The sequence below is a fragment of the Stutzerimonas kunmingensis genome, from assembly GCF_900114065.1.
In the GTDB taxonomy this organism is placed as follows: domain Bacteria; phylum Pseudomonadota; class Gammaproteobacteria; order Pseudomonadales; family Pseudomonadaceae; genus Stutzerimonas; species Stutzerimonas kunmingensis.
This window is the reverse complement of record NZ_FORS01000002.1, coordinates 109,990-123,349: the sequence shown is the minus strand read 5'-3', so window position 1 is coordinate 123,349 and position 13,360 is coordinate 109,990. Positions and strand designations below refer to the sequence as shown.

The window sequence follows — 13,360 nt, the reverse complement described above, 5'->3', positions numbered from 1 at the left end:
CATGATGGAAATCGGGACTCTTCGCGGCCTGGGCACAATTCTGGTATTCGTCGCCTTTATCGGCGTGGTGCTCTGGGCTTACAGCAGCAAACGCAAGAATAGCTTCGACGAAGCCGCCAACCTGCCCTTCGCGGACGACGAGACCGACGCCAAGAAGCGTGATGAAGAAGCTTCCAGGAGTAAGAAATAAATGACCTCGTTTTGGAGTTGGTACGTCACCCTGCTGAGCCTCGGCACCATTGCCGCGCTGGTCTGGCTGCTACTGGCAACTCGCAAGGGCCAACGCCCTGACAGCACCGAAGAAACCGTTGGCCATTCCTATGACGGCATCGAGGAATACGACAACCCGCTGCCACGCTGGTGGTTCATGCTGTTCGTCGGCACCGTCGTCTTCGCCCTTGGCTACCTGGCGCTGTATCCAGGGCTTGGCAACTGGAAGGGCCTGCTGCCGGGCTACGAGGGTGGCTGGACCCAGGTCAAGGAATGGCAGCGCGAGATGGACAAGGCGGATGAGCAGTACGGTCCGCTGTTCGCCAAGTACGCTGCAATGCCGGTAGAGGAAGTCGCCAAGGACGCGCAAGCGCTGAAGATGGGCGGTCGCCTGTTCGCCTCCAACTGCTCCGTCTGCCATGGCTCCGATGCCAAGGGTGCCTACGGCTTCCCGAACCTCACCGACAATGACTGGCTGTGGGGCGGCGAGCCTGAAACCATCAAGACCACCATCCTGCATGGCCGTCAGGCCGCTATGCCGGCATGGCGCGATGTGATCGGTGAAGAAGGCATCCGCAACGTCGCGGGTTACGTACGCAGCCTATCCGGCCGTGATACCCCTGAGGGTATCAGCGTCGACATTGAGCAGGGTCAAAAAATCTTCGCGACCAACTGTGTAGTCTGCCATGGACCGGAAGCCAAGGGCGTTGCAGCCATGGGCGCGCCGAACCTGACCGACAATGTCTGGCTGTATGGTTCGAGCTTCGCTCAGATCCAGCAGACCCTTCGCTACGGTCGCAATGGCCGCATGCCGGCCCAGGAAGCAATCCTTGGCAACGACAAGGTGCACTTGCTGGCGGCTTACGTTTACAGCCTGTCGCAGCAGCCGGAGCAGTGATACAAAGGGTCGGGGTGACGACCTGTCGCACCCGACCCCGACACTCCGGGCGTACCATTCGCAGCTGGACAGAAAAATGATCCCGGTTGGCACGTATCGGCCGGGACACCCACCTTCCGCCGTGGTACGCACTCGATGACTGAGCAGATCCCCGTTCGTGATGTAACCCCCCCGTCCAAGGCAGGAGCGTCGGCAGACCTCTACGCCGCGCGTGAAAAAATCTACACCCGAGCCTTCTCCGGCCTGTTTCGCAATGTCCGCCGCGTCGGCGGAGCGGTTCTCTTCATCCTTTATTTCGGCACCGCGTGGATCAACTGGAACGGCCGACAGGCTGTCTGGTGGGATCTTCCGGAGCGCAAATTCCACGTCTTCGGGGCAACCTTCTGGCCTCAGGACTTCATGCTGTTGTCATGGCTGCTGATCATCTGTGCCTTCGGCCTGTTCTTCATCACCGTGTTCGCCGGACGCGTCTGGTGTGGCTATACCTGCCCGCAGAGCGTGTTCACCTGGGTTTTCATGTGGGCCGAGAAGGTCACCGAGGGTGACCGCAACCAGCGCATGAAGCTGGACAAGGCGCCCATGAGCGGCAACAAGTTCATCCGCAAGCTGGGCAAGCACGGCATCTGGCTCGCCGTGTCGTTCGCGACGGGAGTCACCTTCGTCGGGTACTTCACCCCCATCCGCGAACTGGTACCTGACCTGCTCACCCTGCAGGTTGGCGGCTGGGCCCTGTTCTGGGTGGCCTTCTTCACGCTCGCCACCTACGGCAATGCCGGCTATCTGCGTGAGCAGGTGTGCATCTACATGTGTCCCTACGCGCGCTTCCAGAGCGTGATGTTCGACAAAGACACCCTTATCGTTTCCTACGACCCGCGGCGCGGCGAGAAGCGTGGACCGCGCAAGAAAGACGCCGACTACAAGGCCATGGGCCTCGGCGACTGCATCGACTGCACCATGTGCGTACAGGTCTGCCCGACCGGGATCGACATCCGCGACGGCCTGCAGATCGAATGCATCGGCTGCGCGGCCTGTATCGACGCCTGCGACGCCATCATGGACAAGATGAACTACCCGCGCGGGCTGATCAGCTACACCACCGAACACAACCTGTCCGGGCAGAAGACTCATCTGCTGCGCCCGCGCCTGATCGGCTATGCCATCGCGCTGGTGGCCATGATGGGGCTGTTCGCCTATGCCGTGTATGATCGCCCGCTGGTAAAACTCGACGTGCTCAAGGATCGCGTGCTCTACCGCGAGAACGAGCAGGGCAACATCGAAAACGTCTACACCCTCAAGGTGATGAACAAGGCCCAGCGCGAACAGACCTTCGTCATCGAAGCGACCGGCCTCGACGGCCTCGTCTACGAAGGTCGCAGCGAGATTCGCGCCGAAGGCGGCGAACTTGTGACGATCCCGGTCGAGCTGTCCATCGCCGCCGAGAAACTGCCCTCGAGTACCAATGAAATCGCCTTCCACATTCGCTCGGCAGACGACGACTCGATAACCGACGATGCAGACAGCCGTTTCATCGGCCCGAGCATCCGCTAAGTAAGGTAATGCATGCGCTCTGATAACGAACAAACGCGTTGGTACACCCAGTTCTGGGCCTGGTTTGTCATCGCCATCCTGCTCAGCTCCGTGATACTGGGCGTGTCTCTGCTGACGTTGGCGATCAAGAATGCCGACACCTTGGTCGCGGACAACTATTACGACGCCGGCAAGGGCATCAACCAGTCGCTGGAGCGCGAGAAACTGGCAGAGCGCCTGGAGATGCAGGCACGCATCGCCCTGAATGACGAGCGCGGCCTGGCCGAAGTGCAACTGAGCGGTGCGAGCCGCCCGCAGCAACTGGTGCTCAACCTGATCTCTCCGACCCAGCCCGAGCGTGACCGCCGCATCATCCTGCAGCCGCAGGGCGACGGCATCTATCAGGGCCAGATGCAGGAATCGATCAGTGGCCGCCGCTTCATCGAGCTACTAGGTCGCGAAGGTGATCAGGACTGGCGCCTGTACGGGGAAAAAACCATCGAAACCGGCCACGCCCTCGAACTGAAGCCTTGAGCTGCTGATGGCAAAGCCTCTCCCCTGCTACCACTGCGGCCTGCCGGTGCCAGCCGGCAGGCCGTTCCAGGCCCGCGTGCTGGGTGAGACGCGGGCCTTGTGCTGCCCAGGCTGCCAGGCCGTCGCTGAAGCCATCGTCAAGGGTGGGCTGGAGAGCTACTACCAGCACCGCAGCGACACCGCCATCAACCCGCAGACTCTCCCTCAGGAACTGAGCGAAGAGATGGCGCTGTACGACCGCGAGGACGTCCAACAGCCGTTCGTACAGCACCAGGGCGATCTGGCAAGCACTTCGCTGATGATCGAAGGGATCAGCTGCGCCGCCTGCGGCTGGCTGATCGAACGCCACTTGCGCAACCTGCACGGTGTGGCCGAGGCCAGCCTCAACCTGTCCAATCATCGCCTGAACGTACGCTGGAGCGACGCACAGCTGCCGCTCAGCGAGCTGCTCGGCGAGCTGCGACGGATCGGCTACGCAGCACACCCCTACCAGGCCGACCAGGCTGCCGAGCGCCTGGCCAGCGAGAACCGCCGTTCGCTGCGCCAGCTGGGCGTAGCCGGGCTGCTGTGGATGCAGGTAATGATGGCCACCATGGCCACCTGGCCCGAGTTCAACCTGGACCTGTCGGAAAGCTTCTTCGTCACCCTTCGCTGGACCGCCCTGCTGCTCACCACGCCGATCGTCTTCTACTGCTGCACCGACTTCTTCAAAGGAGCACTGCGCGATTTGCGCACCCGCCACCTGACCATGGACGTGTCGGTGTCGCTGGCGATCGGCGGTGCGTACGTCGCCGGCATCTGGTCCACCATCACCGGCCAGGGTGAACTCTATTTCGACGCGGTGGGCATGTTTGCCCTTTTCCTGCTGGCCGGGCGCTACCTGGAGCGGCGCGCGCGCGAACGCACCGCAGCCGCCACCGCACAACTGGTCAATTTGCTGCCTGCGTCCTGCCTGAAACTCGACGCAGACGGTCACAGCAATCGCATCCTGCTCAGCGAGCTGCAGCTCGGCGACCGCGTACTGGTGCAACCCGGTGCGCTGATTCCGGCAGACGGCCTCATCATCAGCGGTCAGTCCAGCGTCGATGAATCGGTACTGACCGGTGAGTACCTGCCCCTACCCCGCGGCGTGGACGATGCAGTAACCGCTGGCACGCTGAACGTCGAAGGCCCGCTGACCGTGGAAGTCCAGGCCTTGGGCGACGACACCCGTTTATCCGCCATTGTCCGCCTGCTGGAGCGTGCTCAGGCAGACAAACCGAAGCTTGCCGAGCTGGCCGACCGCGTCGCGCAGTGGTTTCTGCTGGTGGTGCTGCTGGTTGCAACCGTCGTCGGTGCGGTCTGGTGGCAGATCGATCCGCAACGCGCGTTCTGGATCGTTCTTGCATTGCTCGTCGCGACCTGCCCATGCGCGCTGTCGCTGGCGACACCCACAGCACTTACCACGGCCACCGGTACGCTGCACAAGCTCGGTCTGCTGCTGACCCGCGGGCATGTGCTCGAAGGCCTGAATCATATCGATACCGTGGTGTTCGACAAGACCGGTACCCTGACCGAGGGCCGCCTGACACTTAGCGCCGTGCACCCGCTCGGAGCTTTGAATGCCGATGCCTGCCTGGCGCTGGCCGCAGCCCTGGAGAACCGTTCCGAACACCCGATTGCCCGCGCCTTCGGACGTGCGCCGCTGGCGGCGGAATCGGTCGAAACGGTGCCGGGCCTGGGCCTGCAAGGCAACGTTGAAGGTCGCAACCTGCGGATCGGCCAGCCCAGTTTCGTCGCCGAAGGCTTCGCCCAACCGGCACCCGCTATTCCCGGCGACCAGGGGCAATGGCTGTTGTTGGGCGACGATCAAGGCCCGCTGGCCTGGCTGGTATTGGACGATCGGCTTCGCGACGATGCCCCGGCACTCCTTGAGGCCTGCCGCGCCCGTGGCTGGCAGACGCTACTGCTATCCGGTGACAGCTCACCGATGGTCGGCCAGATTGCCAGGGAACTGGGCATCGCTGAGGCCGAAGGCGGCATGACCCCTGCTGCCAAGCTTTCCCGATTGCAGGCATTGCAGGCCGCCGGACATCGGGTGCTAATGCTCGGCGACGGCGTCAACGACGTCCCGGTGCTTGCCGCAGCGGATATCAGCGTCGCTATGGGCTCGGCGACCGACCTGGCCAAGACCAGTGCTGATGCGGTGCTGCTATCCAACCGTCTAGGCAGCTTGGCGCAGGCATTCGACGTCGCACGCCGCAGCCGCCGCATCATCATCGAGAACCTGGCCTGGGCAAGCCTGTACAATGGCCTGATTCTGCCCTTCGCCGCCTTTGGCTGGGTCACCCCACTATGGGCCGCGCTGGGGATGTCGCTCAGCTCGCTGCTGGTGGTTTTGAACGCCTTGCGGCTGACACGTCAGCCGGCAAGTCACGGCTGAATCTGCTGCAACGCACGTCATTGGCGCAGCGGCGCACTTTACGCAGCTAAAGACTTCGCTTCGGATCCTGGAGGTCCTAATGGCCGCTCTGTACATCCTCATCCCTGTTGCCGTGGTCCTGGTGGCCGTCGCAATCTGGGTGTTCTTCTGGGCGGTGGACAGCGGGCAGTTCGACGATCTCGACGGACCGGCGCACAGCATCCTGTTCGACGACGACGAGCCGCAGAAGCCTTCCGCAGCCGATGCAGTGGAATCCTCGGAAGATCAGCCGGAGCAACGCAAAGGTGACTGAACTGCTGCCCCTGCTGCTGTCAGCACTGGTCTTGGGACTACTGGGTGGCGGCCATTGCCTCGGCATGTGCGGCGGCCTGATGGGTGCACTGACCATGGCCATTCCACCGGATCAGCGCGGCAGGCGCCTGCGCCTCCTGGTCGCCTACAACCTCGGACGCGTATCAAGCTATGCCGTTGCCGGATTCCTGATCGGCCTGGCGGGCTTGGCCGTTGCCAACAGTCCAGCGGCCATGGCGTTACGAGTCGTAGCCGCACTTCTGCTGATCACCATGGGCCTGTACCTCGCCGGCTGGTGGAGCGGGCTGACACGCATCGAGTCGCTAGGACGCGGACTCTGGCGTCATATCCAGCCTATCGCTAGCAAATTCATGCCGGTAACGAGCATTCCACGCGCCCTGATACTGGGGGCGCTGTGGGGCTGGCTACCGTGCGGCCTGGTCTACAGCACCCTGTTGTGGTCAGCCAGCCAGGGCGATGCACTGGATAGCGCTTTGCTGATGCTGGCGTTCGGCATCGGCACCTGGCCGGTGTTGCTTGCCACCGGCCTTGCTGCCGAGCGATTGACAACGTTGCTGCGCAAGCGTGGCGTGCGCGTCGTCGGCGGGGTAATGGTGATTCTGTTCGGTATCTGGACGCTGCCAGGCCCTCATCAGCAGTGGCTGATGGGGCATGGCTCAGCGCCATCTCACGAGACACACGCGCACTAGCGGAAGGCTTGCGAGCGCTCATGGCTCCTTGGGCAACTGGCGCTTGTGAGCAGTCTTGTCGTAGGTATCGATGATGATCCGGGCCGCCTCGTCCGGTACCGGCTTACCCTGCAGAAAATCATCGATGTTGCGGTAGCTGACACCATGAGCTGCCTCATCGGGCTTGCCAGGTGACAACTCTTCGAGATCCGCGGTTGGCACCTTGTGCACCAATTGATCGGGAGCGCCCAATGCCGCGGCTATCTGCCGAACCTGGTCCTTCACCAGACCCGCCAGTGGCGTCAGGTCGCACGCGCCATCACCGAACTTGGTGAAGAAGCCCATCACCGCCTCTGCCGCATGGTCGGTACCGATGACCAGGCCCTGGCGCGCGTTGGCGATCGTGTACTGAGCCACCATGCGCATCCGCGCCTTGGTATTGCCCAGCACGAAATCACGCTGCGCCGGGCTCAAAGGATCAAGCGCCTGCGTGGCGGCAGCCAGGCCCAGCACCGCGGTGCCGATGTTCACGGTGTGGCACTCGTCGGGCTTGATCGAATCCACCGCCAGCTGCGCTTCATGCTCGTCATGCTGCACCTGATAAGGCAGGCGCACGGCGATGAAGCGATAGTCGTCGCCTTCCCCTGCTTCGCGCATGCCGGCGACCGCCCGCTGGGCCAGCAGACCCGCCGTGGTCGAATCGACGCCACCACTGATCCCGAGCACCAAGGTCTTCAGGCCCGACTCGCGCAAGCAGGTCTGGATGAAGCTCACCCGACGATCAATCTCGGCCTGTACCGACTCCGGCCCGGTAAATGGTGCGCAGACGTTGAGCGCGGTTGCGATTTCCTGCTGGCGGCTGTGCATGAATCTCTCCTCTGGCGATATGAAGGCGCTGCTGAAGCATAAGACGCTGACGTGATCATCTGACCGCCAATCAGCGCGATCCTTCCGGATGTCGGCGCTGATCTGGCCCAGCGCGCTAGGGTCGGATCAAGTTTGATACAGGTCAAGTCCGCCGCAATGCCCTGCCCCTAGAATCCAGCGACCGCCGTCATGACCGGGAACGCCACATGCTCGACTCCATTCGCTGGGATTCCGACCTGATCCGTCGCTACGATCAGGCCGGCCCGCGCTATACGTCGTACCCGACCGCGGCCCAGTTCAATGAAAAGGTCGGCTCGTTCGACCTGCTGCACGCATTGCGCGGCAGCCGCCAGGCGTCACGCCCGCTGTCGCTGTACGTCCATCTGCCATTCTGCGCCAACGCGTGCTACTACTGCGGTCGCAACAAAGTGGTGACCAACGACCGGACACGCGCACAGCCCTATCTGGAACGCCTCGAGAAAGAAATCGAGCTAATCACCTGCCACCTGGGCAAGGACCAGGTGGTCGAGCAGCTGCACTTTGGCGGCGGCACACCTACCTTTCTCAGCCATGATCAACTGCGTCGGCTGATGGGCCATCTGCGCCAGCACTTCAACCTGCAGGACGATGATCATGGCGACTTCAGTATCGAGATCGACCCCCGGGAAGCGGATTGGCCAACCATCGGCCTGCTCCGCGAACTAGGTTTCAACCGCATCAGCATCGGCGTGCAGGATCTGGACCCGGACGTCCAGCGCGCCATCAATCGCATGCAGACCCTGGAGCAAACACGCACCATCATCGAGGCGGCCCGCACGCTGCAGTACCACTCGCTGAGCATCGATCTGATATACGGCCTGCCGCTGCAGACGCCAGCACGCTTCGCCAGAACCGTTGAGGCGATCATTGACCTGCAGCCGGACCGGCTCTCGCTGTTCAACTATGCTCATCTGCCTGAGCAATACGCGCCGCAGCGCCGTATCAACGCCAACGACCTGCCGCCCCCCGCCGAAAAGCTGGCCATGCTGGAGCGGAGCATTCATTTGCTCACCGACGCGGGATACCGCTACATAGGCGTGGACCACTTCGCCCTGCCGGACGATGAACTGGCCATGGCGCAAGAAGATGGCAGCCTGCAGCGCAACTTCCAGGGCTACACCACCCATGGCCATTGTGATCTGGTGGGCCTCGGCGTTTCGGCCATCAGCCAGATCGGTGATCTCTACTGCCAGAACACCAGCGACATCGAACAATACCAATATCAGCTGGATCAGCATCAGCTAGCCACCGCCAGAGGCTTACGCTGCAAACAGGACGACCATATCCGCCGCACCGTCATCCAGTCTCTGATCTGCGATTTCGAGCTGAGCTTCACGAAAATCGAGAGCGAGCATGACATCGAGTTCAGACAGTACTTCGCCGAAGCCTGGCCGATGCTCGAGCAGATGGCCGCTGACGGGATGATCGAGATCACCGAGAGCCATCTGCTGATTCAGCCTGCTGGCCGGCTACTGGTTCGCTCGATATGCATGCTCTTCGACCACTATCTCCCCGAGCAGGTCAGCCAGGCCAGTCGCGCCTGATCTAGAGCGCCTCAGACTATCGTCCAAATCATTGCCTGCGACCCTTGAGCCGATTGGCCATCGCCGACGTCCTGAGTTAACCTTGCGCGCTATAACTAGGTTTCCAGGAAGCCCTCTATGTCCGAATCGATCAAGGTCCGTGCGCAGCGGCAAGCTCATTGCAAGGATTGCAGCCTGTCCGGGCTGTGCCTGCCCCTGTCGCTGAACATGCAGGACATGGACGCTTTGGACGACATCGTCAAACGCGGCCGCCCCCTGAAGAAAGGCGAAACCCTGTTCCGCCAGGGCGACGTGTTCAGTTCCGTATTCGCCGTACGCTCCGGCGCGTTGCGGACGTTCAGCGTTACCGATGGCGGCGAGGAGCAGATCACCGGCTTCCACCTGCCCAGCGAGCTGGTCGGTCTTTCCGGCATGGATACCGAAAGCTATCCAGTCACCGCGCAGGCATTGGAAACCACCTCGGTTTGCGAGATTCCCTTCGAACGACTCGACGAATTAAGCGTCCTGCTGCCGCAGCTGCGTCGCCAGCTCATGCGCATCATGAGCCGCGAAATCCGCGATGATCAGCAGATGATGCTGTTGCTGTCAAAAAAGACCGCCGATGAGCGCATCGCGACCTTTCTCATCAACCTTTCTGCACGCTTCAGCGCACGCGGCTTCTCGGCCAATCAGTTCCGCCTGCCGATGTCGCGCAACGAGATCGGCAATTACCTGGGCCTGGCGGTCGAGACCGTTTCCCGTGTATTCACCCGTTTTCAGCAGAGCGGCTTACTCGAGGCCGAGGGCAAGGAAGTACGCATTCTGGATTCCATCGGACTGTGCGCCCTAGCCGGCGGCGCAATGGATGTCTGAGTCAGCGCGTTTGGAGTAGCAGATCCGATGATCTTCGACGAGTTCAGCATCAAGACCCTGATCCGCCCGGTGCAGGACTTTCCCCGCCCGGGTGTGGTGTTTCGCGACATCACCCCGCTATTCCAGTCGCCAAAGGCGCTACGCATGGTGGCTGACAGCTTCATTCAGCGCTATGTGGAGGCCGACTTCACACATATCGGCGCGCTTGATGCACGAGGGTTCCTGGTCGGCTCGATTCTCGCCTATGAGCTGAACAAACCTCTGGTGCTGTTTCGCAAGCAGGGCAAGCTGCCGGCCGACGTGCTGTCGCAGGCCTACAGCACCGAATATGGCGAAGCGCATCTGGAGATTCACGCCGACAGCCTTTGCGAGGGCGATTCGGTGCTGTTGTTCGATGACCTGATTGCGACCGGCGGCACGCTGCTAGCCGCCGCACAGCTTGTGCGACGCATGCGCGCGAGCATTCATGAGGCGGCTGCCATCATCGATTTGCCCGAACTGGGCGGATCGCAGAAACTTCAGGATATCGGCATTCCCACGTTCACTCTGACTGCCTTCGCCCTAAGCGACCGCTGACGGCGAATTCTCCGCGCCGCTGCTAGGTAAAGGATCTGCCCGTGTTAATAACGTTAAGGCGCAGCCTGCTTATCCTAGTTCTGGCCTGTACTCCTCCCGGGTTCGCACTCGATCGCGATGCACTGCTGGACCAGGCGAATATCCTGCTGCTGCCGCGTGAACGACCCATTTCCCAGTTTGAGCTGATCGACCAGGACGGCCAGCCTTTCAGTACTTCGTCGCTGCAGGGGCGCTGGCACATCCTGTTCTTCGGCTTTACCGCCTGCCCCGACATCTGCCCGACCACGCTGAGCGACATGCGTCGGCTGCTCAGCCAGCTACCGCCCGAGACTCGCGAGCAGTTGCAGGTGGTATTGGTCAGCGCCGATCCCGCGCGCGATACGCCGGAACAACTCAAGGCCTACCTGAGCTACTACCGCGCCGGCTTCAGCGGCTTGACCGGCGACATGGAGCAACTGCTAAGGCTATCCAGGGCACTGGGCCTCCCTTTCGTTCCGGCGCGCGAAACAGAAGGCGACTACAGTGTCAGTCACAGCGGAAATCTGGCTTTGGTCGCACCGGATGGCAGCCTGCGCGGGCATATTCGTGCGCCGCTGAAACTGGAGGGCTTGCAGCGGATGCTGCCGCAGATACTCGAGAACGTACGCTGAAACTGGCCATCGAAGTCGCATTACCGAATCAGTGGCAGTCCAGGGTATCGGCCAGCACGTATGCCTGAAACGCCACCTCATCGACCCATTGCTGGGTCAGCCCCGCCAACCGCCCTTCTGCTGACCATTGCGCCAAGAGCGCGTTGATCTGCTGCTGCAGGTTAGCGTCATCGGCGACCGTCAGGCTTAGCTGCCACCCGGCATCGAAAAGCGACGGTAACAGGTGCTTGTAGCGCCGCCACTCGGGCAAGGTGGCGATCTCCGTCAGCAGCACATCATCTTCGACAACCGCAGCGCACTCACCAAGCTTGAGTCCGATCAGCGCATGCGCCGCGCTCGGATATTCCCGAGGCACCGCCGCGAAGCGCTCGCTCAGCAACGCTCCATATGGACTCGCGTGATTGACGCAAACCGTCTGCCCCTGAAGATCGGACCAGGCAAGCAACTCACCTTCCGTCGCGCTTAGCGCGGCAGGCACAGCATGATAGTAAGTGGCCGGGCCGACCCGATCGCCTGCGACCAGGCGCACTTCAGCGTTATCTGCGCTGACCACGGAAGACCCGGAACGCCCAAGCGCTTCAGCCAATTGTTCGATCAGCGCCGACTCGAAACTCTCCGTTTCGCTGCTGGACAGCACCCGGCGTTCGGGCAGTTGCACCCGCAACGACTCGGCCATCGACGCGACCGGCATCAACAGGACGAGCCATATGGCAATGCGCGAGGGAACAGACATGCAATGGCCTCAGACGTACTGATAGCGAAGCATCCGCTGCTTGAACTTCTCTAGTACAACCTGATCGATCAGCGTGGCGAGAATGGCGATGACCAGAATGTTCATCATCACGCCAACCATGTCAGCAATCTCGCCCGAGTACGCGAGCGAACGCCCGAGCCCCTGGCCGAAACCAATCAGCATTTCGGCGGAGATCAGTGCACGCCAGGCGTTACCGAAGGCAAGCTGCGCGCCGGTGATCAGCTCTGGCATCACGGCGGGCAGATAAACGCGGCGCAGCAGCTGCCAGCGCGAGGCACCCATGACCCGCGCCGCAGCGACGTGCACCGGCTGCACGCTCTCGGTGGCATTCATCACCGACAGCGCCATCGGGAAGAAAGCGGCCAGGGCGACCACCACGATGATCGGCAGATTGCCGAAACCCATCACGATCAGAAACAGCGGCACCCAGGCGATCGACGGAATCGACTGCAGAATGACGATGGCCGAGCGCAGGATCTCGCGGAAGAAGAACAGCACCCCGCCCACCAAGCCAAAACCGATCCCGAACAGCAGCGCAAAACTGTAGCCGCTGCCGAGGCGACTCATACTGCCGTAAAGCCCTTCGCGGAACTCCGGCTCCTGGATAGTGCTGAACAGACGCTCGAAGACGGTCGGGATACCTGGCATCAGAAAGGCCGGCAAACTCCATGCTGCGGCCTGCCAGATCAGAAGAATGAACAGGATGGCCAGAACGACCGCAAGGTACTTCTTTGGGCCAGTAAGACGGCGAGCCTGACTCATGGATGCGCTACCTCCGTCTTGATACCCAGCAGACTGAGAATTTCCTTACGCTCGACAGTGAAGTCGGACAGGTCGTGGCTCTTCTCGCAATGGGTGAAGTTGAAGGTTTTCAGCACGCGAGTCGGCCGCGCGCTGAACACCAGAACGTGATCGGCCAGGTAAAGGGCCTCATCGACATCATGGGTGACCAACAGCACCGTCGGCTGATGCTCCTCGATCAGTTCACGCAACACGTCCTGCAATGCCATTCGGGTCAGGGCATCAAGGGCGCCAAACGGCTCGTCCAGCAACAGCACCTCGGGTTTGGCGATGAATGCGCGGGCAAGGGCCGTGCGTTGGCGCATGCCGCCGGATACCTGATGCGGGTAGTAATGCTCGAATCCATTGAGGCCGACCCGCTCGAGCCAAGCCTGCGCCTGTTCGAATGCGCTGGCCTTGGCCACGCCCTGCAGTTCCAGCGCCATGGCAACGTTGCCCTGCAGGCTGAGCCAGGGATAGAGGGCATGCTCCTGGAACACCAGCGTACGTCGAGGGCTCGGCTCGGTGATCGGTTTTTCGTCAGCAAGCACGCGGCCCGCGCTGGGCTTCTCCAGCCCGGCAACCAGATGCAGCAGGGTCGACTTGCCGCACCCCGAAGGTCCAACCAGAGCCACCAGTTCACCCTGGGCGAACTCACCACTGAAGCCCTTGATGACTTCGAGCTGCCCGAAGCGCTTGTCTACTTCTTCAAACCTGAGTTGCATAA

General features: G+C 61.8%; 15 protein-coding genes. 11 read left to right on the top strand and 4 right to left on the bottom strand.

Annotated features, from left to right (window positions below; genetic code table 11):
- The first annotated feature begins 4 nt into the window (after positions 1-4).
- From BM275_RS05095 to BM275_RS05065, 7 genes are all read left to right on the top strand, one after another.
- Entirely contained in the window at positions 5-190 is a 186-nt protein-coding gene (locus BM275_RS05095) for a CcoQ/FixQ family Cbb3-type cytochrome c oxidase assembly chaperone (RefSeq protein WP_003301805.1), read from the top strand.
- Complete coding sequence (ccoP, locus tag BM275_RS05090; RefSeq protein ID WP_046620101.1) at positions 191-1,108, top strand: cytochrome-c oxidase, cbb3-type subunit III; 918 nt, start codon at positions 191-193, stop codon at positions 1,106-1,108. It abuts the gene before it with no gap.
- A gap of 135 nt (positions 1,109-1,243) precedes the next feature.
- Positions 1,244-2,656, top strand: a complete 1,413-nt coding sequence (gene ccoG / locus BM275_RS05085; protein WP_090519692.1) for a cytochrome c oxidase accessory protein CcoG — start codon at positions 1,244-1,246, stop codon at positions 2,654-2,656.
- A 12-nt stretch (positions 2,657-2,668) separates the two neighbouring features.
- Entirely contained in the window at positions 2,669-3,169 is a 501-nt protein-coding gene (locus tag BM275_RS05080) for a FixH family protein (RefSeq protein ID WP_090519689.1), read from the top strand.
- Positions 3,170-3,176: 7 nt separating this feature from the next.
- Positions 3,177-5,591, top strand: coding sequence for a heavy metal translocating P-type ATPase (locus tag BM275_RS05075; protein ID WP_090519687.1), 2,415 nt, complete (start codon positions 3,177-3,179; stop codon positions 5,589-5,591).
- Positions 5,592-5,670: 79 nt separating this feature from the next.
- The gene (gene ccoS, locus BM275_RS05070; RefSeq protein ID WP_045665510.1) at positions 5,671-5,883 is read left to right on the top strand and encodes a cbb3-type cytochrome oxidase assembly protein CcoS; all 213 of its coding nucleotides are present in this window, start codon (positions 5,671-5,673) and stop codon (positions 5,881-5,883) included.
- Positions 5,876-6,592: a sulfite exporter TauE/SafE family protein gene (locus BM275_RS05065; protein ID WP_090519684.1), complete on the top strand. Its 717-nt coding sequence runs from the start codon at positions 5,876-5,878 to the stop codon at positions 6,590-6,592. Before ccoS ends, BM275_RS05065 begins: the two co-directional genes overlap by 8 nt.
- 18 nt (positions 6,593-6,610) lie before the next feature.
- Here BM275_RS05065 and nadE read toward each other — a convergent pair whose 3' ends face one another.
- Positions 6,611-7,438, bottom strand: a complete 828-nt coding sequence (gene nadE, locus BM275_RS05060; protein WP_045665512.1) for an ammonia-dependent NAD(+) synthetase — start codon at positions 7,436-7,438, stop codon at positions 6,611-6,613.
- A gap of 206 nt (positions 7,439-7,644) precedes the next feature.
- Here nadE and hemN point away from each other — a divergent pair, with 206 nt between their 5' ends.
- The 4 genes from hemN (at position 7,645) to BM275_RS05040 (ending at position 11,099) form a co-directional block, all read left to right on the top strand.
- Positions 7,645-9,021 carry an oxygen-independent coproporphyrinogen III oxidase gene (gene hemN / locus BM275_RS05055; RefSeq protein WP_045665513.1) on the top strand — a complete coding sequence of 459 codons (1,377 nt, stop codon included), beginning with the start codon at positions 7,645-7,647 and terminating at the stop codon, positions 9,019-9,021.
- Positions 9,022-9,138: 117 nt separating this feature from the next.
- A complete protein-coding gene (gene fnr, locus BM275_RS05050) occupies positions 9,139-9,873 on the top strand; it encodes a fumarate/nitrate reduction transcriptional regulator Fnr (RefSeq protein WP_014820517.1) in 735 nt (244 codons plus the stop codon).
- 27 nt (positions 9,874-9,900) lie between these two features.
- Positions 9,901-10,449, top strand: a complete 549-nt coding sequence (locus BM275_RS05045) for an adenine phosphoribosyltransferase (protein ID WP_014820518.1) — start codon at positions 9,901-9,903, stop codon at positions 10,447-10,449.
- A 35-nt stretch (positions 10,450-10,484) separates the two neighbouring features.
- Entirely contained in the window at positions 10,485-11,099 is a 615-nt protein-coding gene (locus BM275_RS05040) for an SCO family protein (protein ID WP_272890988.1), read from the top strand.
- A gap of 28 nt (positions 11,100-11,127) precedes the next feature.
- Here BM275_RS05040 and BM275_RS05035 read toward each other — a convergent pair whose 3' ends face one another.
- The 3 genes from BM275_RS05035 to BM275_RS05025 are packed head-to-tail and all read right to left on the bottom strand — an operon-like array spanning position 11,128 to position 13,358.
- Positions 11,128-11,832: a type 2 periplasmic-binding domain-containing protein gene (locus BM275_RS05035; RefSeq protein WP_090519680.1), complete on the bottom strand. Its 705-nt coding sequence runs from the start codon at positions 11,830-11,832 to the stop codon at positions 11,128-11,130.
- 9 nt (positions 11,833-11,841) lie between these two features.
- On the bottom strand, positions 11,842-12,615 hold the full coding sequence (locus BM275_RS05030) for an ABC transporter permease (protein ID WP_014820521.1): 774 nt from the start codon (positions 12,613-12,615) through the stop codon (positions 11,842-11,844).
- A complete protein-coding gene (locus BM275_RS05025; protein ID WP_090519678.1) occupies positions 12,612-13,358 on the bottom strand; it encodes an ABC transporter ATP-binding protein in 747 nt (248 codons plus the stop codon). Before BM275_RS05025 ends, BM275_RS05030 begins: the two co-directional genes overlap by 4 nt.
- Between the last annotated feature and the right edge of the window lie 2 nt (positions 13,359-13,360).